This window comes from Paenibacillus sp. NN59, from assembly GCF_057597225.1.
Window position 1 is genome coordinate 1,519,861 of the sequence record NZ_CP199678.1, and the last position, 23,621, is coordinate 1,543,481.

The following is a 23,621-nucleotide window of genomic DNA, read 5'->3' on the forward strand; positions in this document are numbered from 1 at the left end:
CGAAACGGAGACAACTTCCGTTACGCTAATTACGAAGTGTAGAGATCGATGCACAATACTAAGGGGACTTTCAAGCTGTTATTCGAACAGGCTTGAGGTCAACAAGAGTGGTACCGCGAAGGTGAACAGCCTGTCGTCTCTTGCATTATGCAGGAGAAGGCAGGCTTTTTTGATTTTATTTTTTGATCAATATTAACAATAAATATCATATCAACAAACGTAATGAACGGGAGCAGTAGAACGGCAAAAGCGCTCAGAGAGCTGCGGGGTGGTGCGACGCAGTGGCTGGAATCGTTTGAATCTCGCCCGGGAACAGAGCTTTGGAAACATGAGAAGAGGTTGAGTGTGCTCGTCACTAAACGAGACGGTGTCAACTCATGTGTACTTAGCAACGGTTGACCCCCGTTACAGGGTGTTTCTCTGAAATGTTACGGTTTCGCCGTAGTTAGGATGAAGTCTAATGAACTTTTTGGAGAACACGAGGTGGATGGTGTCAGTGCAGGCTGAGCCATCAAGCGAGAGTGGTACCGCGGAGGGGAGAATAACCCGCCGTCTCTTTGATGAGATGGCGGGTTATTTGTTTTGCTGCCGGCAGCAGGGTGGGCGAAAGGGAACAGCCATATGGATGCAAGTCTGATCAGGAAATCTGGAACAACAGTTGTTCAGGGTGTAAGTCGACGTACACTTTGAACCATCACACATCACATTGAACATAACTTTTCACAAACCAAACATATATGAACCGATATCCCAAAATTAATGGAGGTTAATGAATATGACAACCAATCCGAACAAACGCATGATTGACATTTTTGATACAACGCTGCGAGATGGAGAGCAAGCACCCGGAGCTAGCCTGCATCCTGAGCAAAAAATAGAGCTGGCTCAACAGCTGGCAGCGCTTGGCATTGACGTCATTGAGCCTGGATTCCCCATCTCCAGTCCAGGGGAGTTTGAGGCGGTTCAGGCGATCTCAAGACAATTGCAACAGGTGGAAATCTGCGGATTTGCACGTGCAGTCAAAGGCGATATCGATGCTGCAGTGAAGGCTACAGCAGATGCGGCCCGGCGACGAATCCACCTGTTTATATCCTCGTCTGATATTCATATTGAGCATCAGCTACGCCGTCCACGCAGTGAAGTGGTGGCAACGGCTCGGGAGATGGTCTCCTATGCACGCCAGTTTACGGATACCGTGGAGTTCACAGCGATGGACGCTGCGCGTACCAAGATGGATGATCTGATTGAAATGATTGAAGTGGCCATTGAGGCAGGGGCGAGTATTATTAATCTGCCGGATACCGTTGGTTATGCGCTGCCGCATGAGTATGGAGAGATGTTCCGACGCGTACGCGAAGGGGCGCGGGGCGGCGATAAAGTTCGCTATAGTGCCCACTGCCATAACGATCTGGGGCTTGCCGTGGCAAACAGTCTGGCTGCCATTGCGAATGGTGCTTCCCAGATTGAAGTGACGATTAACGGGATTGGGGAACGGACAGGAAATTGCGCGTTAGAGGAACTGATTATGGCGCTGGAAACACGCGGAGACGTGATCGGAGCCACGACCAACATCAAGCTGAATCAGCTATATGAGACATCTCGCCAGATTAGCAGAGCCATGCATTTCCCGATTGCTTACAACAAACCGGTTGTTGGACGTAACGCATTCCAGCATGAGTCGGGCATCCATCAGGACGGTTTGCTGAAAAACCGCAATACGTATGAGATTATGGACCCGGAAGCACTGGGCATTCCGCGCAGTATGATTATTTTGGGGAAACACTCGGGTCGTCATGCTCTGAAGGATCGGGTGCGCAAATACGGATTTGAACCGGATGAGCAACAAATGGAACAGCTGTACGAAGTGTTCAAAGTTACCGCAGATCAGCAAAAAGTGGTAAGTGATGACCAGTTGTTGCAAATGGTAAGCCAAACGATGAATATTCCGGCACAGGACTATGAATTGGTTGAGCTGCAAGTGACGGCAGGTAGCATGACAGACCGCATGGCTGCGGTCCGTATTCGTACGAGTGCAGGGGAACAGTCCTACTCTGCCGTAGGCAAAGGTCCTGTAGATGCGACGATCCAGGCTATCGGGCAGTGTATCTCAGATGACATTACGTTTGTTGATATGGAGATGCATGCCTTGAGTGGGGGAGAAGGAGCCAGCGCGGAAGCCGTGATCACCGTAGAACGTGCCGGACGAGAGTTCAGGGGTACAGCAACACATCATGATATTGTCATGGCTGCAGGTTTGGCTTACGTTGCGGCATGTAATGCAGCTGGACTGAAAGCGGAATCTGTTGCGGATAGTGAAGAGGTGTCTGTACATTAAGGTGCCTTAGATATGTGATTATGATATAGCAAAAAAAAAGCTAAAAAGGGTTCCTTCCCGCCATGATTTGGGCGGAATGGAACCCTTTTTCTGTTTTTAATGATAGGAGCAGAGTAGGAACACGCTCGCTTGCCCATTTAAAATATGAAAGAATGGAATAAACGAAAAACCATATAGCAATAATCAAATCTGTCAAGGTGTGACTATAGTTATCCACATATCCAGTATAATTTGTGGGTAACTAAGGTGAAGTACTGCAACATGTGTTTTCGAAACATGAGGTTCTCAGGGGATAGAATGCATCTGAGTTACCAACATTGCTGTGGATAATGTGGATAAAACGGTGGATAAATATGGTTTTTTCATACAAAGCTTATTCTACCAACGTTTGATTACATGAAAAGGGTTGTGAAATGTTACTCATTGTTGTGGATAATAAAAGGGGATGCCTTCCAAAATTAATTTTACGTAATCCATGGATATTTGACAAATGTGAAAATATGATTTTTGATCTCTACCAAGCTGAGAGTGTTGAAGTTATTTTATCAGCGAAACCCGCGTCTTCTAAATCGCTGGTTTCCTACACAATACAAGAGGCTCCACGTTACCTTCGTAACACGGAGCCTTACCGGAATCATAGACAGAATCATCACGCGGAATCACAGCTTAGCCCATCGCTAGGCTTTCCCACTCTTCATAAGCTTTTGCAAGCTGACTTTTGTGCTCCTCCGATGACTGCTGTAGTTCCTGTAATTTCATATAATCCTGATACACTTCTGGCAAAGTCATCTGTTCTTCGAGCGAAGTGATTTCGGACTCCAATTCGGCAATCTGTTGCTCCAGAGCTTCCTGTCTGCGCTGTCTGTTTCGTTCTTCGCGTTTGGCTTGTTTATCTGCCTCGAAGGAAGCGGCACCGGATTTTTCAGTTGTTGCTGAACCGGCACTTGCTGTTGAAGAAGCGGATTTGGAAGCGGCCTGGCGAGCCTCGGCGGCCTCACGTGCAATGTCCTCCAATTCCTGCTTTTTCTCCACGTAATCGTCATAGTTACCGAGGTATTGCTCAGTGCCGCCCGGATGAAGCTCAACGATCCGTTCCGCCATTTTGTTCAGGAAGTACCGGTCATGTGAAATAAAGAGCAGCGTTCCTTCGTAATCCATTAAGGCGGCTTCCAGCACTTCTTTGGCGAAGAGGTCGAGATGGTTCGTCGGCTCATCGAGAATAAGCACATTGGCTTCCTTCAGCATGAGCTTGGACAGAGACACACGAGCCTTCTCTCCACCGCTGAGCGAGGATATTTTTTTGAGCACATCGTCACCGCTGAACAAAAAGTTACCCAGTACGGTCCGAATGCGCGCTTCTTCCATGCCTGGATAAGCACTCCACAGTTCTTCGAGCACCGTGTTGGACGGATTCAGTCCAGTCTGCTCCTGGTCATAATAACCGATCTGTACTTTGGTGCCCCACTGAATATCACCCTGCACAGGACGAAGACTGCCGGTAAGACATTTCAGCATCGTTGATTTTCCGATCCCGTTAGGCCCAATCAGGGCCACGGTTTCACCACGTCGTAACTCGAAGGACACATTGCGGAACAGAGGTGACCCCTCATCGTATGCAACGGATAACTGATCGACACGCAGGACTTCCTTGCCAGACATAACAGCGGTCTCAAATGAAAAATGGGCCTTTTTGAGATCGCCAAGTGGTTTATCCAGACGATCCATTTTCTCCAGTGCTTTGCGACGACTTTGGGCACGCTTCGTCGTTGAAGCGCGTACGATGTTCTTTTGCACAAAGTCCTCCATCTTGGAGATTTCATCCTGTTGTTTCTCGTATTGTTTCATCTGAATCTCATACTCTGCTGCCTTCAGCTCCATATAGCGACTGTAATTACCCGTATATTTTTTGGAGCGGTGACGTTCGATTTCAACGATTGTCGTCACAAGTCTGTCGAGGAAGTACCGGTCATGGGATACAACTAACAGTGCGCCAGAGTATCCTCTCAAATAATCTTCGAGCCATGTCAAGGTTGCGATGTCCAGATAGTTGGTAGGCTCGTCCAGCATAAGCAGATCGGGAGCTTGCAACAGAATGCGGGCTAATGCGAGTCTGGTCTTCTGACCGCCGCTGAGTGTGCTGATGGGGGTGTCTGGGGAGAATTCACCAAAACCCATACCATGCAGTACGCTGCGAATGCGCGTTTCCATCTCGTAACCGCCATGATCCTTGAACCAGTCCGAGCGTCTTGCATAGCGTTCCAGCAGATCAGCGTATTGCTTTTCATCTCCCATTCGTGCGGGATCGGCAATATCATGCTCCATCTGTCTCAGTTCAGCTTCGGTCTGGGTCAGATGAGCGAAGACATGCATCATTTCTTCCCAGATACTGCGGTTAGACTGCAGGCCGCTATTCTGCGCGAGGTAACCAAGCGTTGTTTCTTTGGATTTGAAGATTTGTCCGCCGTCATGGGACATTTCTCCAGCGATGATTTTGAGTAAAGTGGATTTTCCTGCACCGTTAACGCCAACCAGTCCGATGCGCTCACGTTCTAATATTTGTAAGTTCACGCCGTCCAGGATTGGATCGACACCAAAACGTTTAATAATTCCGGATACTTGCAGCAACATAGAATTAAGTTCCTCCATAGGTCGAGTTCTGAAATAGACACTTACTTCTCAGTTTACATGAAATACAGAGCAAATGCACCGGTTGGGAACGGCTCCGGCTTGTAGTCTTTTTGGTCAATCAGTGATAAACTGAAAGAAGGCATGTTATACCATGACGATTTTGCAGAAAATGAATCATTTGAACCTGATCATCCAGATGACATCTTGTCTTAACATATAAGTGCAATGGCTTGAATTTATTTTTTTACCTTCCACATCAACAGGAGGTTCGTCAGCATTATGCAGGATCATGCGGAACAGAAGAAGCAGCTTCGCTCCCGGCTTAGACAGCTACGCGATCGTTTGGACGAGCAGATGCGTCAGCAAGCCAGCATGCGAATGAATGACGGACTGAAGCGTGAACTGGATCGTCTGCGGCTAAGCAAGAACAGGCAAAAGCGTGAGGCTCTGGTTATTTTCAGCTACCTGTCTTATGGCAGTGAGGCTTCCACCGATTTTCTTTTTGAAGAGGGGTGGAAACAAGGGGATGTGTTGCTAGCGCCCAAAGTGCTCGCTGATTCGCCACGAATGGAACTGCGGCGAGTGACGAGCCGGGAGGATATCGAACCAGGCGTTTGGGGCATACCTGAACCTAAGGCGTCTTGTGAAGTGTTGCAACCCGAAGATTGGCCGGCTTTGGATCTGGTGCTGGTACCCGGACTGGGTTACGACCTTCAAGGAGGACGTATCGGATACGGTGGTGGGTATTACGACCGGTTTGCAGCGAGTCTTGAGAACCATTGTGCTAAGCAAGGTAAAAGACCTCTCATGGCTGCTTTGGTATTACCTGGCCAGTTGGAGCCTGACATTCCCATGGACCCGCTAGATCTGCGGCTGGATCTGTTGATAACACCCGAAGGTATATTACATATCGAATAAAGGGTTGTGATGTGATTGAACTCAGAAGTAAACCAAGGTCAATCTTCCAGTGGGAAGCTGACTCATTTTAATGAACAGGGACGAGCCCGGATGGTGGATATTTCGGGTAAGGATGTAACGGTACGTACCGCTGTTGCTGTAACGAAAGTCACGATGAACCCGGAGACACTGGAAGCCATTCGCCAAGGCCGTATTGGAAAAGGCGATGTGCTCGCGGTTGCTCAGATTGCTGGTATCCAAGGGGCGAAAAAAACGTCTGATTGGATTCCGATGTGTCATCCGCTTGCACTGAATGGTGTGGATATTCGTTTTCATGATAACAGCGTGGACGAACTCCATATCGAAGCAACCGTCAAGACAGAAGGTAAAACAGGTGTCGAGATGGAGGCACTCACGGCTGCCTCGGCTGCGGCACTTACGGTCTATGACATGTGCAAGGCGATGCAAAAAGATATGATCATCGGCCCGACAATGTTGCAGTCCAAGAGCGGCGGTAAAAACGGTGATTTCAACCGATAACGGATAATTATTTTCATAGAGGAGAAGGGTGATCTTTATGGTGTGGAGAACAGCAATCCTGACAGCCAGTGACAAAGGGGCCCGTGGAGAACGTGAGGATACAAGTGCGCAGGTGATACGGGAACTTGTAGAAGAAGAACTGGGTGGTCAGATCGTGGAGTATCGGATCGTTCCGGATGAGCCTGATGAGATTATTGCGGCATTAATCGAGATGACCGATTATTTTCACGCTGATCTCGTACTAACAACGGGTGGAACGGAGCTGGCCATTCGGGATATTACGCCTGAAGCGACCAGACGAGTGATTGAACGTGAAGTTCCCGGCATGGCGGAAGCGATGAGATATAGTGTGATGAGCAAAAATCGCTCTGCGATGTTGTTCCGCGGGGTATGCGGGATTCGCGGACGCACATTGATTGTGAATCTGCCGGGTACGCCGAAGGGTGTGCACGAACATCTGGCAGCTATTATGGACCAGCTTCCGGAAGCGCTCCTGATGGTAACAGGCCAATTCAAGCAATAAGGAAAATAAAGCACAGTTATAACATTTTGCGGGTTATGTAAGTGGTTACATCTGTGGTATGATGGGCATAAATCCAAATGCAGTTCAGACATCTGATGAACAGGGCTTCGGATATGCGCATGTTGAACGCTTGAAACAAGGAGGAAGATCTATGTTAAGTTCGATTGGACCAACAGGATTTATTTTGCTGGCCGTGATTGCATTGCTGTTGTTTGGGCCTAACAAGTTGCCGGAATTGGGACGGGCTGTCGGGCGTACGTTCCGCGAGTTCAAGGAAGGCGCACGTGATATTATTTCGGACGATGATGCTTCCAGCCGGAAAGAGCAGGAAAAAGCGAAACCGGTAGCAGCTGATATAACGGCCGCTGAGAAACCTCTGGATAAACGCCTGCCGGAATAAGTTTCATGGCTAAGAGAGAGACCCCTTCCTGCCGGAAGGGTTTTGTATTTTAAAGCTGAAATTCCAGGGGAGGCAGGCATGACGCGGCAAAATGAAGAAATGACGCTTACCGAACATCTGAGTGAGCTGCGCAAGCGGCTGATCTATGTATTGAGCATTTTTATTTTGGGACTGATTGCAGGTTTTTTCGTGGCAGACCCGGTTTATCAGTATTTGACGAAGGCAGAGACGGCCAAGGGTTTCGTACTGCATGCGTTCTCGTTCTGGGACGGTATCGGGATTTATATGAAGATTGCCGGGCTCTTTTCCATTATTATCACGTTGCCTTTTACGGTGTACCAGCTCTGGAAGTTTGTGAGTCCTGGTCTGCGGCCACAAGAACGTAAGGCATCTCTGAAGTATGTGCCTTATGTATTTCTACTTTTTCTGGTGGGAGTCGCTTTTTCGTATTATGTTGTTTTTCCAATGGCTCTTGCGTTCACAACAACGATTACGGAGAAAATGGGACTTGTCGAGACATATGGAATGAAGCAGTACTTCAGTTTCCTGTTTGGCATTGTGTTGCCAGTGTCACTGCTGTTTGAGTTGCCACTGCTGATTATGTTCCTGACAGGGCTACGAATTCTGAATCCGATTCGTCTGCGTAAAATGCGCAAAATTTCTTATTTCGTGCTGATTTTTATTGCAGTGGTCATTACGCCTCCAGACTTAATATCTGATCTGCTTGTCATGATTCCGTTGTTGCTCTTGTATGAGATCAGTGTGTTTCTATCCGCCATTGTGTATCGCAAGCAACTTGCAGCCGATCAGGAGATTGAAGCTCGTTATATGCGGTCCGAGGACAATCAGCATACAGGGTAGAGAACTCCATAATTTATGTGTTTAGAGTGAGAATGCTGCCTGCATCAAAAATGAAGTGCGGGTAGAGGGCAAATCTACTCGCCAGAAGACCCGGAGAAGACGATTTGTTCTGATCCGGGTCTTCTGGTTCTATTGGAAGATGAGAAGAGATCTGGACATGCAGGCATATTATACGGAACGATGGATACAATGGAAAAGGGATACGGGGTGAAGTTTGCATCTAAGGCAACGAATCTCGTAAAATAGAAGGCATGAATGTAACATTCATCCAGCTGTACCAGGCGTGATTTGGCTTATTGGATATAAGTGGTCAAGCCGTATGGATGTAAATTCAACGTAAATTCTCGCAAGAATTCATCAAAAAGACTTGAAATCATGCTTCAAGTTGAGTATCATAAAGTTGGTTGTTAGCACTGAACACTGTCGAGTGCTAATACATATGGCTGCAACCTACAAATGCAAGGCTATATAATTTTAAAAGGAGGCTATTTTTCATGATCAGACCTTTAGGTGAACGCGTATTGGTAGAACCACTGGAGCAAGAACAAACGACTTCTTTCGGGATCGTACTTCCGGACTCCGCCAAAGAAAAACCGCAAGAGGGTAAAATCATTGCAGTTGGTGCGGGTGCATTGAAAGACGGCGTACGTGTAGCTCTGGAAGTGAAAGAAGGAGACCGCGTTATTTTCTCCAAATATGCCGGTACAGAAATCAAATTCGAAGGTAAAGAATATTTGATTATGAAAGAGAGCGACATTCACGCGATTCTCGACTAATTTCAAATTTTAATCGGTTAACCGAACCATATAGCAGTACCATTTTACACAATATACTAGGGAGGTTTTCTTAAATGGCTAAAGACATTAAATTCAGTGAAGACGCTCGTCGCTCCATGCTTCGTGGTGTGGATGCATTGGCTAACGCAGTGAAAGTAACGCTCGGACCAAAAGGCCGTAACGTGGTTCTGGAGAAAAAATTCGGAAGCCCGCTCATCACAAATGACGGTGTAACCATTGCAAAAGAAATCGAACTGGAAGATGCATTCGAAAACATGGGTGCACAACTGGTTAAAGAAGTTGCAACGAAAACAAACGATGTTGCCGGTGACGGTACAACAACTGCGACAGTGCTTGCTCAAGCCCTGATCACAGAAGGTTTGAAAAACGTAACTGCAGGCGCTAGCCCAATCGGTATCCGTAAAGGGATCGACAAAGCGGTTAAAGCTGCGGTTGCTGAACTGCAATCCATCTCCAAACCGGTTGAGACTAAACAATCCATCGCACAAGTAGCGGCAATCTCTGCAGCTGACGAAGAAGTAGGCGAACTGATCGCTGAAGCTATGGAAAAAGTGGGTAAAGACGGTGTAATCACTGTTGAAGAATCCCGTGGATTCGCAACGGAGCTTGAAGTGGTAGAAGGTATGCAATTCGACCGCGGATACATCTCTCCATATATGATCACAGATACGGACAAAATGGAAGCAGTTCTCGACAACCCGTACATCTTGATCACAGACAAAAAAATCTCCAGCACGCAAGACATCCTGCCATTGCTTGAGAAAATCGTTCAACAAGGCAAACCGCTCGTACTGATCGCTGAAGATATCGAAGGCGAAGCACTGGCGATGCTGGTTGTGAACAAACTGCGTGGTACATTCAATGCTGTAGCGGTTAAAGCTCCAGGCTTCGGTGACCGTCGTAAAGCAATGTTGCAAGATATCGCTGCCCTGACTGGTGGCCAAGTAATTACGGAAGAACTCGGTCTGGACCTGAAATCCGCAGTTGTGGAACAATTGGGTACAGCTCGTCAGATCCGTGTTACGAAAGAAAACACAATCATCGTTGACGGTGCTGGTAACAAATCCGATATCGATGCTCGTGTTAGCCAAATCCGTACACAATTGGAAGAAACAACTTCCGAGTTCGACAAAGAGAAACTGCAAGAGCGTCTGGCTAAACTGTCCGGCGGTGTAGCAGTAATCAAAGTCGGTGCGGCAACTGAAACTGAATTGAAAGAACGCAAACTGCGTATCGAAGATGCCCTGAACGCAACTCGCGCTGCGGTTGAAGAAGGTATCGTATCCGGTGGTGGTACTGCGCTTCTGAACGTATATCATGCTGTTGCTGGTGTAGCATTGTCCGGCGACGAGCAAACAGGTGTGAACATCGTACTGAAAGCTCTGGAAGCGCCAATCCGCACAATCGCGGCTAACGCTGGTGAAGAAGGTTCCGTAATCGTGGAACGTCTGAAAAAAGAGCAAGTTGGCGTAGGTTTCAACGCTGCAACTGGCGAGTGGGTTAACATGATCGAAGCAGGTATCGTTGACCCTGCGAAAGTAACACGTTATGCACTGCAAAACGCGGCTTCCGTAGCAGCCATGTTCCTGACTACTGAAGCGGTTATCGCTGACAAGCCAGAACCTGCAGGCGCTGCTGGCGCTCCTGACATGGGCGGCATGGGTGGAATGGGCGGCATGATGTAAGTTAGGCTACAAAAAGCCTGTAATACCGCTATTTTAAAGGCTCCCGAGAGGGAGCCTTTTGTTATTAAATCACGAAAAAATCACATTTCCTGCAAAGCAGGTTCTTTATTGAAATTGAAATCTAAAATATCCGCAAAATGAATTCTTATTTTCTCATTGGCATCTTTCTTCATTTTATCAGTTACATGAGTATAAATCTTTAAAGTGGTTTCTGGGTCATCGTGTCCAACTCGTTTCATGATCGTTTTTAAATCAACCCCTGCTTCTGATAGCATGCTGATATGAGTATGGCGGAAGATGTGCGGGGTAGCTTCTTTAGTGATTGATGTGTGTTTAAGTATTCTGTTCATTCTGTTAAGCACGTTTTTTTGTATAAAAGGGTATCCGTTTGCTCTGCAGAATATGAAATTTCCGTCATGATAACCAGGCATCATTTTCTTGAATTCAATAATCGCTTGTTTTTGCTTCTGGTAATGTTTTTTTAGTAAATCCATTACCATTTCATCTATTTCAAATGTTCGTATCGACCCTTCAGTTTTTGGAGGAGTAAGTTTGTACATCTTCATGTTATTATTTTCGTTATACAAAGTTTTGGTAACCCGGATCTCGTTTGTCTCAAAGTTTGCGTCTGTCCACTTCAAAGCGCAAAGTTCCCCAGATCTCAGCCCAGAAAAAGCCAACAAATAGAAGCGTTCAATGTCCATGTCCATACCGTGCAAAAACACAGCATGTAGGAACTCCGTAAGCTCATTCTTCTCCAGATACCCATCTTCTATTGATGTATTTTCAATTTCTTCCACAGTTAATTTTTTTGTTGGAATGATAGCCCCAGTACAAGGATTGTCCAATCGCATTTTATGTTTAATTGCATACTTCATAATCATATTAGCCGTAACGTGAACACCTTCAATAGTTGTTCTAGCGTAATTCTCGTCATCCAAGTCATTAAGAATGTTTTGATACTGCTTGTGAGATATTTTATCAATATTGATTTTACGTATATATCTTTCAAGGATTTTAACTTCTTTACTCCGAATTCTAACAGTACTTTCTTTTACTTCACCTTTTGAATATGTTTTAAGCCAGTCAGCTGCAACCTCTTCAAACGGCAGTTTTTTATTTTTTTTAGAGTCTATCCCGTGATGTGTAAGATCATCCAAGACTTTTTGAGCACGAGCAAGTGCTTCTTTCTGTGAATCCCCTCGCCGTGGTATTTGCTTTCTCTTACCTGTAACAGGATCAGGAGGCCCCTCCAATGTACAAATCCACTTATAGCCTTGCTTATTATTGGCTTTGATTTTCGTGTAAGATGCCATGTGCTATCAGCTCCTTAAAATGCATTAATCTGTTTTTTAAGTTGTTGAAGAAGACGGAGTGTTTCTTTGGAAGGGCTCTTCGGTTGAGAAGAACGGAATAAAGAGACAGCAATTTGAATTTTATCTTTAGTAAGTTCAATATCCTCACGGTGTCTGTGATACTCTTCATGAAGCCTGGAGGCGATGTGTTCTGCACGATCCGCAGCTACCTCAATTGGTACTCTGAACTCTTCTGAAAGGAGCCCGATATACTCACTCCATGTCATATCTAATGGCGTAGGAAGAAGATAATAAGGCATAGAAGCGATTAAGCAGAAGTTCGAGGCTTGTATCTCTTGCAGATCTACAAAGAGCTCTGGGAGTTCATCCTGATTGCCCTCATGGCGCACAATGTGAGCCAGTTCATGAAAAAAGTCTGATCTTCGTTGTTTCAGTGAAGAGTTCTTGTTTAAAAAAATAACACTGCCCCAATCTTCCCAGTGTGACTTCGGTTTTCCATTGTAATAAATGATATCAGCCCCCCAAATGGAGGCAATCAGGTCAATATCCAGTTCGTACGGATGATTAATGCCAAACGCTTGATACAAATCGCAGATCAACAGCTCTGTTTCTGTTGGTTCATAATATGGAAGCATTGTGCCATTTCCCCTTGTTAATAAGTACATATGTTCGGTTTTTGTTTGAAAAGAAAAGCCCGGAAGGGCTAAAATTTTAAATCAAGCTTTTTAGTATCGGATAATGTAGTAATACCTTTGTCTTCAGCATCGTAAACGGGTCCAAAAATCAGACGAATTGAGCTTATTTCATCAGAATTCCCATCATACAATAAAGCTAGAGTTTCTTTTTGTATTACTGGTCCATAGAATACAGAATCACCGAAAGTTGATTTAATAAAACTATTTGTTCTTTCAATTTGTTGACCATTACTGAGAACAATTTTATCCATTCCAAAAAACTCTACGTCATGATCGTTGGTATTTTTCATCTCGTAGAAAATTTGAACGTAGTTAATTGTAGAACCAACTTTAATTCCTGCTCTTTGGCTGAATGAAGCATGGTATTCATCGGATAGTCCCGTTACTTCAAAGAGCTTTATACTTTGGATGGTAATGTTGAGTGGGCCACTCTTGATTGTCTTCTTTGGTTCAATTATTTTTTTTAATTCTAAGGTACCTCCATATTCAAAAGGGGTAGTTTGTCCAGCGACAGTTAAAACACCGTCAATCACAGGTGGCAACTTTCCTTGATCCTTTGCCTGCATGCCAAAGGCAGGTTCAATTTTCTCTTTCTCTTCGTCGCTCACAGTTGATTTCTCATTTGAAGAATCTTCACTGAGTGTCTTTGTTGCTTTTGACTCAACTGTTTCTTGCGTCTGAGTCTTATTAGAACACCCTGTAACAGCAAATACCACAATTAAAGCTAAAATTATCTTTTTCAAATTTCGTTCGTCCTTTTGATAACCCATCGGCTGGGAAAGTTGCTATAAAACTATGTGATTAATTATCGTTCGACTCCATTTGTTTCTTCTTCATTTCTCTCCACGCTTGTATAGCTGCATTAGCCACTTCTTTTTCTTCTTCCGTCCATCCTTTACCGCCATCAATGTAGGCACTACCACCTGAAGGCTGACGAGAAACTGAACGTCCTTGCAAGTAATCTAAAGAAACTTCAAAAAGATCAGCGATCTTGTTCAATGTATCCAATGGGGGTTCTTTTGTTCCATTTTCATAGGCTGTGTAGGTAGGACGTGCTACTCCGATTATATCGGCCACATATCCTTGGGTCCATTTAGATTCAGAAGCCTTCTTCCGTTCTCTTTCAGACTTTAGTCTTTTAGAGAATACCTTTTCCATATTAGACACCAACTTTATTGAGGATACATTTATTATAATGTTCCTTTAAGAAACTTTAAACAAATGTTCCTAAAAGTATAACTTTGTATTGACTTGTTCCTTTTAGTAACATATAATTCGGATATAAAGTTACTTAAAGGAACATTCGTGGAGGTGATTATATGAGACTATGGCTCAAAGAGTTCCGTGAAATTGCTAACAAAACACAAGTTGTAGTTGCTGATGAGGCTGAAATTTCACGCAGTTATTACACTAACATTGAGAATGGGAATAAAACACCATCTGTAAATACAGCTAAATCAATAGCAAAAGTATTATGTTTTCAATGGGAACTTTTTTTTGAAGAGAAATGTTCCTTTAAAGAACAAAAAAGTGAGGTTAACACTGATAAAGAAGTTGTTTGATGTTACGAACAACCAAAACCATAAAAGAAAGGAGTCCTCAATATGTTCAAAATTGAAGTCAATCCGAGTGAACTGGAACAAATGATCATGTCGGCTGTTCAGAAGGCGATCGAGCAATCACCCTTTGCTTCTTCTCAAACTCATCCAATCTTAATGGATAAGAAGGAATTGATGGAGTTCTTGAAAATCGGTGCTACAAAAGCAACTGAACTTTTAAACAGAGAAGACTTCCCAGTGATTCGTGAGTTTGGGCATCCAAGAGTCCCCTTTCACTCACTAATGATTTGGATTGATGAGCATACCGACTGGGTGAAAGACAACGCCAAAGGATACTGGGAACAGCGAGGAGGCGTTGCTTGATGACGTTACATTGGTATCGGAAGACCTCCCAAGCTGCATGTGTGTAGCTGGTGCTGCAATAAGAGTGTTACTCAAAGGTATGGAGCCTGATGAAGCTCTTCAGCAAACGTTGTACTCCCGGCGTCACACTGATAACCCGGAAGAGATCACGATTGATGAATTACTGATCTTAAAAGAGACAACCCAAGCTCGCCTAGATGAAATAAGAAAATCCGCCGAAGCTGTACCGGCTACTGGCGGACGATGAAGGGATCACAAAGCTGGGGAAGCTCCTACGGATATAATACTCCCCTTGATAATAGCACTGCCATTCCGATTTGGAATATTCCTGAGAGGGGGTGAACTTGGTTGGAAATGAAGTTTGGGGCAATAATGCGGGCTTGTCGTGAAAAAGCTGGTCTTACCCAAGAACAGTTGGCGGACAAGCTCAATAGAACACAAGCCTGCGTTTCAAAATTTGAGAAGGATCACAAGGTACCAGATATGAACACGATGATGAACTGGGCTGAAGTTACAGGAGCCAGGGAAGTCATAGTCACATTTTTGTACGGGATGGATGGGGTTGGCATGATTCAAAGATTGATAGGGGGATAAATGAATGACTCGTGAAAAACTGGCAGCCGAAGCGCTGCAGGCAGGAAAACATTCTCTACATAACTTACGACTGATACAAAACGAACCTGAAAGAATGTTGCCTGGAAGATTGGAAAATGCAGAGGAATATCTTAACCGGATGATCCGGTTTGCGGAAGCAGAAATGAAAAACGTCCGGCTGGCGGGCCGAACGCTTGGTTTGAGAACTCGGTTAAAGTCTCTTGTGTTGCTCATTTTATCGTCTCCCGAGCAAAAGCGCAAGGGGTAATCAGTATGAACGAACAACTGGCACAGATGATTATCGACAACTATGTTGCTTCCACCTTGGCTTTGAGGGCGAGTAGTTCAGTTCTAGCAACAGAAGCAGCTTCCAGTATTGAGAACTACCGTAGTGAGCGAATGAATGTTTTCTTAAGCTGGCAGAATGCTGCTACTAGTCTGAGAGAGTTGCCGACGGAGTACATGGTCCGTGCAGTGATAGCCATAGAACAAATTACCGCCTGATGAGTCCGCTGCGGTAGCGGACGAAACGCCGTGAGGCGTCGCGGGTAACCGCAAATACATATGAAGGGAGGACAACCCGTGCAAATTATTCATCGGCTGACTGTTGTCAGCAACCCGACTCGCGTGTTTGAAGTCGGTACCGAAATTGAAGGCCGCGAGGTCATTGAGATCAAGCAGGTGGGGGAAGAGTTTCCGGATCGCGTTCATTCCGAGTTTTATGTACTGGATGAGAATGGTCAATTGATAGCCAGCATTGAGAATGCACCAGTGATAGTTGACTGGAAGACAATCGCAGAAGATGGGGAAGCGCCCCGCAGTATCTTTACAAAAGAAAAATAGCCCGTTGCAGCGGGCTATCTCAGAACATTGAAAATTGAATAGTATACACGGTCATCTTACCATGGGTGGCCGTGTCAAACAAGGAGGACGTTATGAGTAAAACGACTGCTATCACTGTCGATTTATCCGCTCAGACCATTGATGCTGCTGTTAAGCCAGCGATGCATTACACACCTGCTATCCTTTCTGTTTCCGGTTCATTTGGTTCAGTCGAACTATTGGCCGATGACGATCAGCTTGCGGCTGTTGCTGATGCAATTAGCCAGCATTTCAAAGCAAAGGAGCAGAGCGCATGAAACAGATCACACTGATATCCCTAACCCTCCGCAACTTTAAAGGGTTACGGGATTTTGTATTGGATGCTGACGGAAAGAACATATCCGCTTACGGTGATAACGCTACAGGCAAGACAACTTTATTTGATGGATTCGTATGGACACTGTTCGGAAAAGACAGCCAGAACCGGACAGACTTCGAAATCAAAGGCCTGGATGAGAACGGGAAAGTTGTTGAACACGGCTTGCAACATGAAGTCGAAGCTATCTTGATGGTTGATCGTCGTCGTCGTTCTTTCAAAAAGGTGTTCGCTGAGAAGTGGACACGTAAACGGGGACAAGCAGCGGCTGAATTTGGGGGACATACAACGGATTATTACGTGGATGGTGTTCCAGTCAAACAAGGTCAATACAAAGCTGAGATTGATGCACTGATCAGTGAAGATATCTTCAAGTTGTTGACCAATCCTGCTTACTTTAACGAGATTCTTAAACCAGATGCACGGCGTAAGGTTTTGCTTGATGTGTGTGGGGATATGACGGACAGCGAGATTATTGCAGGTAATAAGCAACTTGCACCGCTGGCGGACATCCTGGGCGACCGTAGTCTTGAGGATCACCGCAAAGTGATCGCAGCTCGTCGATCAGAGATCAATAAAGAGTTGGAGAAAATCCCTGTCCGCATTGACGAAGCCCGCCGCAGCATGCCAGATGTTTCTGACTTGGACGCTGAATTGTTGCAAGAGGACATCGATACGATGCGCGGCAGGGTTGACGCCAAAACCGCTGAGCTTCAACGGATACAGTCAGGAGGCGAATTGTCAGCCAAGGAGATCCGCTTGCGTGAGATAAACACCGAACTGTCGGAGTTTAAGCAACGTGTTCAGGCTGATGGTTTGAAGGCAGTCCACGAGCAACAAACAAGACTATCGCAATTGCGCGGTGAAGCTTCTGAATTGCAATCTCGGCTCTCAGCTGGGCAACGTGAAGCAGATCGTTATAAAAGCCAGATTGCGCGTGCTGATAGCCAAGTTAAAAGGTTGCGTGAAGAATGGACGTCCCTTGATAGCCTTCAGTATCCAGTTCATGAGCATCAGCATGATGCCAACTGCCCAACATGTGGACAAGCCCTTCCTGAAGATCAGTTGCAATCAGCACAGGACAAAGCGCTTGAAGCCTTCAATTTGGACAAGTCCAAGCGACTTGAAGCAATTAGTGCCGATGGCAAGCTTGCGGCAGCTGAAAAGCGCAATCTCGAAGAAGAATTGCAAAAACTCAATAGAGAAATGGCCCAGCTGCAGGAGGAAATCGCATCGAAAGCAGCGGAAATTTTGGCTGCCGAAGCTACCCTGCAAAGCTTACAAACCAACATTGCTGATCCTGCTGACAATACCAAGTATCAATCAAAACAACGTGAAGCTGAGATAGTACGTGCAGAGATCGAGCAACTTCGTTCTTCTTCCTCGGATGCTATCGGTAAGGTGCAAGCAGAGATTAGGCTGATTCGTGCCCAAGTGGACGATCTGGAAGCAGATAAAGCGAAATTGGCGGCGGTCGCGGCTACTGAGAAACGCATCGCTGAGCTGAGCGAGGAAGAGCGGAAGCTTGCGGGAGAGTTTGAGAAGTTGGAACACGAGTTGTTCCTTACAGAAGAGTTCACCCGGACGAAGGTCAGCATGTTGGAATCCAAGATCAACAGCAAATTTAAACATGCGCGGTTCCGTTTGTTCGAAGAACAGATCAATGGCGGTTTGAAAGATGTCTGCAAGACGCTTTATAACGGCGTGCCATATGAAGGTGGTCTGAACAATGCCGCCCGTATCAATGTAGGCTTGGACATCATCAACACGCTGGGACAGCATTACGGGTTCTCAGCACCGATATTTGTCGACAATGCCGAAGCCGTGACGCAGCTCATCGATACAGATGCCCAAGTGATCCGCTTGGTAGTTTCAGAGGACGACAAAAAGCTTCGCTTAGAACATAACGACATCCAGGAGGCGATTTAATTGTCTAAACAAGATCAACAAGCTCCCCAAACAGGGGAGCAAGCTATTGCTAAAACAGAGCCAACACAATCTGAACGTTTTATGGCCAAAGTCATTTCTGAATTTGGTTCAAGCGTCGGCGAGGTTGCTCTTACTAACTTCCAGAAACGTCTTGCACAGAATTACTTCATTGCTTTAGATGGAGTGCTGAAGACTGCAGAAGAAAAGCGTCTGAAGAAATCTGATCAGTATCGTGATCCTGTTCCTATGACTTGGGCGAATGTGAACATGGATAAGTTGTCACGCGATGTAGTTGCTTATGCACGGATCGGATTTGACCCAGCTCAAGCAAATCACATCAATCTGATCCCTTTTAAAAACAACAATACAGGTAAGTACGATATCGGCTTTATCGAAGGGTACCGGGGCATTGAACTCAAATCAGTAAAATACGGCTTGGAAGTTCCGGACCATGTAACTGTTGAGCTGGTTTACTCAAATGATTACTTTGCACCTATTAAGAAAGATGCAAATCACCCACATGAAAGTTATGAATTTGAGATAAAAAACCCTTTTGACCGTGGAACCATCCTTGGTGGATTTTATTTTCACTCTTTTATCAAAACCCCTGAGAAAAACAAGTTGGTCATGATGACGCTCAAGGAGATTGAGAAAAGAAAACCAGAAAAAGCTAGTGCTGAGTTCTGGGGAGGCGAGAAAGACAAATGGGAGAAAGGGAAAAAGGTAGGTACGGAAAAGGTGGAAGGATGGTACGACAAAATGGTCTGGAAAACCGTTTATCGTGCGGCGCACAACGATATTACCATTGACTCACAGAAGATTGATGATGATTATCTGCGCCTGAAACAGATCGAGAGCGACTTGTCAGATGCTGAGGTTTCAGAAGAGATCAGAGCGAATGCAAATCGTGACGTAATCGATGTTACCCCACAACACCTGGATGATGTTCCTAACGATAATCAACCTTCAGGAGATGGACAGCCTGAAATGACTTTCGGTGATGAGGGTTCGTCTGATGGCAATGGACCTGGTTTCTGATGATTGATATTACATCCCTGGGATCCAGTAGCGCAGGAAATGCCTACCGGATTACAGACGGGAAAACCCCGCTCCTGTTGGATGCAGGGCTTCGTTACAGAGATATTCAACGTGGCCTTGCCTTCCAAGTATCATCGTTGGCCGGATGCCTAGTGACCCACGAACACGGTGACCATAGCGGCGCTGTCAAGGATCTGATCAAGGCCGGAGTGGACATATACACCAGTGCCGGTACTGCTGATGCTTTAGGGATAGATAGTCATCGTGTGCGACGTGTATCGGCGCTTGAGCCATTCACCATAGGTACATGGTCGATTCTGCCTTTTGATACACAGCATGATGCCGCGGAGCCCTTGGGCTTCCTTCTGGCTAATACGGCGGGAGACAAGCTTCTGTTCGCAACTGATACCTATTACATCAAGCATCGGTTTACTGGACTCACTCACATCATGGTGGAGTGCAATTATTCCATTCAAATTCTTAATCAAAATATTGCCGCTGGCCGTGTGCCGGTGGTTCTCAAAAATCGTCTGCTCCGTTCTCACTTTAGCCTGGAGAACGTGAAGGACTTCATACGGGCGAATGACATGCGTCGTGTAAAAGAAATTCACTTGCTCCATTTGTCGGACAACAACAGTGACGAAGCGCTGTTCAAGCGTGAAATTGCAGCACTGACAGGCAAGCAAGTGTATGTAGCGGGTAGGTGATCACATGGATGATCTCACTGGCAAGCCTCTGTTAAAGAGCATGATGGGTAAGCGGATCTGGCTACTGTTTGATACTGACAAGGCAGCATTTCAACGGGAAACACGGGCGTACTTTGAACGCGGGTACCCGGATTGGGAGGTCAAACGAGTCAAGTACCCGCATGTATTCCTGCAAGACAAAAGGAGGCGTGATCAATGAGTGGCAAACCTATTCAACTCGATTTGTTCTCATCCATTCAGACGCAACCAAATTCACCAACACCGCGAGTTTTAAACGGGATGTACTATGAACGGTCATCAGGCCTTTTCGTTTCCTATGTGCAGGGCAGACGTCATTTTGAAGTGACACCCGCTCGTTGCCTGGGGGACAAGGCTTGGAAAGAAAAAACGATGAGGGAGCGTGCGATATGACCACAAAGCAGCAAAGGAAGGCAGTATTTAATCAGCTTCAAGATATGTTCGAAGAAGCCGTTGTCGAAGGGCCGGAAGCTATCCAGTCGCATTTGCGAGATGTTGCTTTCTCGCTGGGAGCACAAGCTGCTATTATCACCGAACCGGACCAAATGCCGCAAGCCATTAACGATTTAGTTTCACATTTCGGACGTGGTATCCAGACGGTCATTGAAGAAGTAACAGGTACGGAAAGCAAGTTTGATGTCGCCGTTTACGCTGTAACAAGTTCAAAGCATTAAGGGGATGAGCGTTATGCCCGAAGGCAGTTACCCGTTTCCGATCTATTCCGGCATCTTGGAGCCAGACCACTACAAGAACATAGGCAACGCGATATGGCTATTCCTCTGGTGCATCAGTTCAACTACGAAGGAGATTGAAGAGGAAGGGACTGTCTGGGGCGTTGTCCTCGGCGGTAAGCCAATGAAGCTGTCCGAGATAGCTGAGTATTTTGGGATCAACGACAAGACAGTTAGTCGCTGGTTAAATGACCTTGAAACCAACAAGTACATTGAAGTGACCAGGGCACCAAGAGGATTGATTTTGAAGGTTCGAAATTCGAAGAAGCGATCAGACAAGACTGTCCGATCACTCGAGGCAGAATCTCCAAAATCACCAAATTCCGAAGTCGGTGATCAGACAGAAATGTCCGATCACAACCAAAGTGATAAGACAAAATTGTCCGATCAGTCAGCAAGTGATCAGACAAAACTGTCCGATCTAAAAGATATTAAAGATCTTATTACTACTACTGCTATTATTTCTGCAGAGTCTTCGGATTCATGGGATGACATTTTGAATCCTGTTCCTTCGGGGGATGGGATGATTGAAATATTGGATGCCTATTGCAAGATGCACAACAAACTGGATTTTAATGTTTCTCAGAAAGAGCGTTTAGCCATGGGTAAGATGGTCGCCGGAGGTACGCCTAACCCTTTTACCATCCGAACTATGGCAAGCCTACTGGAGGCAAAACGTCAACGCGAGGGAAACACGTTCAAGCTTCCTAAGAGTTTTTTGTACTACGTGGAAGGGATCGAGGAGGCTTGGAAAATTCATCAAGCACCGGAACAGCAGCATGCTAGACCTTACCTTGTTCCAAGTTCGGCAACGCCAGCGGCTACGCAACCACGCAGGCTGAGCCGCCAACAACAAAAGAGAGCGAATTTACAGCAAAGGTTGAGAGAGGAGGAGGCTCGTGGAAAGAGCTGATGTGTTGAGGTTATTCGTTTTGATAACCGATGAATATCCAAACTTTGATGACAGTGACGAAAACGTGGATCGCCATCTCAGGGCACTGAAAGATTTCCCTTTTGAAACAGCTGTACAAAACGTTCAACGGCACATTGAAACAAACAGTTTTTATCCCAAGATTTCTGAAATACGAGGATTCGCCGCTGATCAGTCTGCAAGAGAACGGGAACTGGAAGCAACCAGGGCTTACCTAAATCAAAGAGAAGTAACCCGGAAGTTGGCCACGCTACCGCCGCCCGGATGGAAGGATGATTTACTTGCAAAGCTTCGGAGGAATTGAGTTACCGTACAGCATGGAGTTTGAACAAGCAGCTTTGGGTGCGATGATCCTTGAATCCAGTGAGGTTATGGAACATGCGGACGGACTGACTCCAGATGTGTTTTATAACAAGTCTCATTCCTTGATATATGGGGCCATTTCTGAACTGTATGAAGGGCAACAACCAATTGACCTTATGACGATAGTGGGGCGCTTAAAAGACAATGGTGAGTTGGAAGATATCGGGGGCGTCCCTTATTTGTCCGAACTTGCAGAAAGCGTACCAACAGTGGCAAACGCGTCTTACTACTTTGAGCAGTTGAAAGACCTATCTATCCGCCGAGAGTTCATGCAAACCAGTTTCTTGCAGATACAACAGGCTGCTAGTGGAACAGAAGTATCACAGCTGCTGGCGAGTGCCCAGCGATCCCAAACCAAGATTGTTGACCGAGCTGCACCAAAGCAGGATTTCAAGCCTATTAAAGAAGTGCTCATGCGGTTCGTGGATGACGTAGAGACGCGGGTATACAACGTAAAGAACGGAATCGTCAACGGGCTACACACTGGATTTAAAGACTTGGACAGCATCACAGGTGGATTGCAACGCAGTGACCTTATTATCGTCGCGGCACGGCCATCCGTAGGTAAGACGGCTTTTGCACTGAACATCACGCAAAATGTCGCTAAGAATACGAACGATGCAGTGGCACTTTTCAGTTTGGAGATGTCTGACGGACAGTTCGCCCAGCGACTTGTCAGTTCAGAAGGGAATGTCGATGCTAGTTCGATTCGGATGGGTGACATTCAAGATGAAGACTGGATCAAGATGACCAAAGCTATCGGAACCTTGGCCGAAACAAACATTTACGTCGACGATTCGGCAGGGATCACTATTCAGGACATCTGTTCCAAGTGTCGCAGGCTCAAGAAGGAAAAGGGTTTGGCAATGATCGTGATCGATTACCTGCAGCTTATCGAAGTCGCTGGAGTACGCGGTAAAGCTAGCGAAAACCGGCAGCAGGAAGTTTCCATGATCAGCCGGACATTGAAGCACTTGGCGCGCGAACTTGATGTTCCAGTAATCGCATTATCCCAGCTCAGCCGGGCAGTCGAACAACGGCAGGACAAGCGTCCGATGATGTCCGACCTTCGGGAATCCGGTTCTATCGAGCAAGATGCCGACATCGTAGCCTTCCTGTACCGGGACGACTACTACAACCAAGAGTCGGAAAAACGCAATATCATCGAAATTATCATCGGCAAGCAGCGGAATGGTCCGGTCGGAACGGTGGAGCTGGTCTTCCTGAAGCAATTTAATAAATTTGTCAACTACGAACGCACTCATAACGATGCTTTTGGACCAACACCACCGCAGCAGTCACAACAGCCAAAGGACATGAATAAACGCCAATGGGCATAAGGAGGAACGGACATGAAACAGGGGAAACGGCCGACAAAACGGCAGAAAATTGAGATTAAAGCCAATGGCTTGAGCGCAGAGAACTGGTTGGTCGAAAGAGATTTACCGGACCAAATGGTCATCGTTCATCGGTATTCAGGTAAACCGAGAACTATTCGGCGGGGAGCATGATG

At 45.9% G+C, this 23,621-nt stretch carries 31 protein-coding genes and 1 other annotated feature; of the genes, 26 read left to right on the forward strand and 5 right to left on the reverse strand.

Annotation, left to right across the window (positions count from 1 at the left end; translation table 11 throughout):
• Positions 1-213: 213 nt before the first annotated feature.
• Positions 214-560, forward strand: a binding site (T-box leader).
• A 215-nt stretch (positions 561-775) separates the two neighbouring features.
• Complete coding sequence (locus ACT89M_RS06515; protein WP_308722445.1) at positions 776-2,335, forward strand: 2-isopropylmalate synthase; 1,560 nt, start codon at positions 776-778, stop codon at positions 2,333-2,335.
• A 666-nt stretch (positions 2,336-3,001) separates the two neighbouring features.
• On the opposite strand, the gene ACT89M_RS06520 is transcribed toward ACT89M_RS06515, so the two are convergent.
• Entirely contained in the window at positions 3,002-4,963 is a 1,962-nt protein-coding gene (locus ACT89M_RS06520; RefSeq protein ID WP_253496403.1) for an ABC-F family ATP-binding cassette domain-containing protein, read from the reverse strand.
• A 279-nt stretch (positions 4,964-5,242) separates the two neighbouring features.
• On the opposite strand from ACT89M_RS06520, the gene ACT89M_RS06525 reads away from it, so the two are divergent.
• The 7 genes from ACT89M_RS06525 to groL all read left to right on the forward strand — a co-directional run bounded on the left by ACT89M_RS06525 (position 5,243) and on the right by groL (position 10,666).
• On the forward strand, positions 5,243-5,881 hold the full coding sequence (locus tag ACT89M_RS06525) for a 5-formyltetrahydrofolate cyclo-ligase (protein ID WP_154890846.1): 639 nt from the start codon (positions 5,243-5,245) through the stop codon (positions 5,879-5,881).
• Between the two features lie 15 nt (positions 5,882-5,896).
• Complete coding sequence (gene moaC, locus ACT89M_RS06530; protein ID WP_276539741.1) at positions 5,897-6,400, forward strand: cyclic pyranopterin monophosphate synthase MoaC; 504 nt, start codon at positions 5,897-5,899, stop codon at positions 6,398-6,400.
• A gap of 37 nt (positions 6,401-6,437) precedes the next feature.
• Positions 6,438-6,923, forward strand: coding sequence for a MogA/MoaB family molybdenum cofactor biosynthesis protein (locus tag ACT89M_RS06535; protein ID WP_017690080.1), 486 nt, complete (start codon positions 6,438-6,440; stop codon positions 6,921-6,923).
• Positions 6,924-7,074: 151 nt separating this feature from the next.
• Entirely contained in the window at positions 7,075-7,323 is a 249-nt protein-coding gene (gene tatA, locus ACT89M_RS06540) for a twin-arginine translocase TatA/TatE family subunit (RefSeq protein ID WP_308722446.1), read from the forward strand.
• 78 nt (positions 7,324-7,401) lie between these two features.
• The gene (gene tatC, locus ACT89M_RS06545) at positions 7,402-8,184 is read left to right on the forward strand and encodes a twin-arginine translocase subunit TatC (RefSeq protein ID WP_253496395.1); all 783 of its coding nucleotides are present in this window, start codon (positions 7,402-7,404) and stop codon (positions 8,182-8,184) included.
• A gap of 494 nt (positions 8,185-8,678) precedes the next feature.
• The gene (gene groES / locus ACT89M_RS06550; RefSeq protein ID WP_090918205.1) at positions 8,679-8,960 is read left to right on the forward strand and encodes a co-chaperone GroES; all 282 of its coding nucleotides are present in this window, start codon (positions 8,679-8,681) and stop codon (positions 8,958-8,960) included.
• Between the two features lie 74 nt (positions 8,961-9,034).
• Positions 9,035-10,666, forward strand: coding sequence for a chaperonin GroEL (groL, locus tag ACT89M_RS06555; protein ID WP_090918203.1), 1,632 nt, complete (start codon positions 9,035-9,037; stop codon positions 10,664-10,666).
• An 80-nt stretch (positions 10,667-10,746) separates the two neighbouring features.
• On the opposite strand, the gene ACT89M_RS06560 is transcribed toward groL, so the two are convergent.
• From ACT89M_RS06560 to ACT89M_RS06575, 4 genes are all read right to left on the reverse strand, one after another.
• Positions 10,747-11,982, reverse strand: a complete 1,236-nt coding sequence (locus ACT89M_RS06560) for a tyrosine-type recombinase/integrase (protein ID WP_487345077.1) — start codon at positions 11,980-11,982, stop codon at positions 10,747-10,749.
• Between the two features lie 14 nt (positions 11,983-11,996).
• Positions 11,997-12,617 carry an ImmA/IrrE family metallo-endopeptidase gene (locus tag ACT89M_RS06565; protein WP_487345078.1) on the reverse strand — a complete coding sequence of 207 codons (621 nt, stop codon included), beginning with the start codon at positions 12,615-12,617 and terminating at the stop codon, positions 11,997-11,999.
• A 68-nt stretch (positions 12,618-12,685) separates the two neighbouring features.
• On the reverse strand, positions 12,686-13,420 hold the full coding sequence (locus ACT89M_RS06570) for a hypothetical protein (RefSeq protein WP_487345079.1): 735 nt from the start codon (positions 13,418-13,420) through the stop codon (positions 12,686-12,688).
• A 58-nt stretch (positions 13,421-13,478) separates the two neighbouring features.
• On the reverse strand, positions 13,479-13,835 hold the full coding sequence (locus ACT89M_RS06575) for a helix-turn-helix domain-containing protein (RefSeq protein ID WP_487345306.1): 357 nt from the start codon (positions 13,833-13,835) through the stop codon (positions 13,479-13,481).
• Between the two features lie 161 nt (positions 13,836-13,996).
• On the opposite strand from ACT89M_RS06575, the gene ACT89M_RS06580 reads away from it, so the two are divergent.
• From ACT89M_RS06580 to ACT89M_RS06665, 18 genes are all read left to right on the forward strand, one after another.
• Positions 13,997-14,239, forward strand: coding sequence for a helix-turn-helix transcriptional regulator (locus tag ACT89M_RS06580; RefSeq protein WP_487345080.1), 243 nt, complete (start codon positions 13,997-13,999; stop codon positions 14,237-14,239).
• Positions 14,240-14,281: 42 nt separating this feature from the next.
• The gene (locus tag ACT89M_RS06585; protein ID WP_487345081.1) at positions 14,282-14,599 is read left to right on the forward strand and encodes a DNA-binding protein; all 318 of its coding nucleotides are present in this window, start codon (positions 14,282-14,284) and stop codon (positions 14,597-14,599) included.
• The gene (locus ACT89M_RS06590) at positions 14,592-14,846 is read left to right on the forward strand and encodes a hypothetical protein (RefSeq protein ID WP_487345082.1); all 255 of its coding nucleotides are present in this window, start codon (positions 14,592-14,594) and stop codon (positions 14,844-14,846) included. Before ACT89M_RS06585 ends, ACT89M_RS06590 begins: the two co-directional genes overlap by 8 nt.
• 107 nt (positions 14,847-14,953) lie before the next feature.
• A complete protein-coding gene (locus ACT89M_RS06595; protein ID WP_487345307.1) occupies positions 14,954-15,193 on the forward strand; it encodes a helix-turn-helix domain-containing protein in 240 nt (79 codons plus the stop codon).
• Positions 15,194-15,197: 4 nt separating this feature from the next.
• A complete protein-coding gene (locus ACT89M_RS06600; RefSeq protein ID WP_487345083.1) occupies positions 15,198-15,461 on the forward strand; it encodes a hypothetical protein in 264 nt (87 codons plus the stop codon).
• A 5-nt stretch (positions 15,462-15,466) separates the two neighbouring features.
• Complete coding sequence (locus ACT89M_RS06605; RefSeq protein ID WP_487345084.1) at positions 15,467-15,697, forward strand: hypothetical protein; 231 nt, start codon at positions 15,467-15,469, stop codon at positions 15,695-15,697.
• 78 nt (positions 15,698-15,775) lie between these two features.
• On the forward strand, positions 15,776-16,036 hold the full coding sequence (locus ACT89M_RS06610) for a hypothetical protein (protein ID WP_308722453.1): 261 nt from the start codon (positions 15,776-15,778) through the stop codon (positions 16,034-16,036).
• A gap of 92 nt (positions 16,037-16,128) precedes the next feature.
• Positions 16,129-16,332, forward strand: coding sequence for a hypothetical protein (locus tag ACT89M_RS06615; protein ID WP_487345085.1), 204 nt, complete (start codon positions 16,129-16,131; stop codon positions 16,330-16,332).
• Positions 16,329-18,320, forward strand: coding sequence for an ATP-binding protein (locus ACT89M_RS06620; protein WP_487345086.1), 1,992 nt, complete (start codon positions 16,329-16,331; stop codon positions 18,318-18,320). Before ACT89M_RS06615 ends, ACT89M_RS06620 begins: the two co-directional genes overlap by 4 nt.
• Entirely contained in the window at positions 18,321-19,358 is a 1,038-nt protein-coding gene (locus ACT89M_RS06625) for a recombinase family protein (RefSeq protein ID WP_487345087.1), read from the forward strand.
• Positions 19,358-20,065 (forward strand): MBL fold metallo-hydrolase, encoded by a 708-nt coding sequence (locus ACT89M_RS06630; protein WP_487345088.1) that lies wholly within the window; start codon positions 19,358-19,360, stop codon positions 20,063-20,065. The genes ACT89M_RS06625 and ACT89M_RS06630 overlap by 1 nt, the downstream gene beginning before the upstream one ends.
• Before the next feature lie 4 nt (positions 20,066-20,069).
• Positions 20,070-20,264 (forward strand): hypothetical protein, encoded by a 195-nt coding sequence (locus ACT89M_RS06635; RefSeq protein ID WP_487345089.1) that lies wholly within the window; start codon positions 20,070-20,072, stop codon positions 20,262-20,264.
• Positions 20,261-20,476 (forward strand): hypothetical protein, encoded by a 216-nt coding sequence (locus tag ACT89M_RS06640; RefSeq protein WP_487345090.1) that lies wholly within the window; start codon positions 20,261-20,263, stop codon positions 20,474-20,476. The genes ACT89M_RS06635 and ACT89M_RS06640 overlap by 4 nt, the downstream gene beginning before the upstream one ends.
• A complete protein-coding gene (locus ACT89M_RS06645) occupies positions 20,473-20,757 on the forward strand; it encodes a hypothetical protein (protein ID WP_487345091.1) in 285 nt (94 codons plus the stop codon). The genes ACT89M_RS06640 and ACT89M_RS06645 overlap by 4 nt, the downstream gene beginning before the upstream one ends.
• A gap of 13 nt (positions 20,758-20,770) precedes the next feature.
• A complete protein-coding gene (locus tag ACT89M_RS06650) occupies positions 20,771-21,727 on the forward strand; it encodes a hypothetical protein (RefSeq protein WP_487345092.1) in 957 nt (318 codons plus the stop codon).
• A complete protein-coding gene (locus ACT89M_RS06655) occupies positions 21,714-22,049 on the forward strand; it encodes a replicative helicase loader/inhibitor (protein ID WP_487345093.1) in 336 nt (111 codons plus the stop codon). Before ACT89M_RS06650 ends, ACT89M_RS06655 begins: the two co-directional genes overlap by 14 nt.
• Before the next feature lie 13 nt (positions 22,050-22,062).
• Positions 22,063-23,448 carry a replicative DNA helicase gene (gene dnaB / locus ACT89M_RS06660; protein ID WP_487345094.1) on the forward strand — a complete coding sequence of 462 codons (1,386 nt, stop codon included), beginning with the start codon at positions 22,063-22,065 and terminating at the stop codon, positions 23,446-23,448.
• A 12-nt stretch (positions 23,449-23,460) separates the two neighbouring features.
• Positions 23,461-23,619 (forward strand): DUF6906 family protein, encoded by a 159-nt coding sequence (locus tag ACT89M_RS06665; RefSeq protein ID WP_487345095.1) that lies wholly within the window; start codon positions 23,461-23,463, stop codon positions 23,617-23,619.
• The last annotated feature ends 2 nt before the right edge of the window (positions 23,620-23,621 follow it).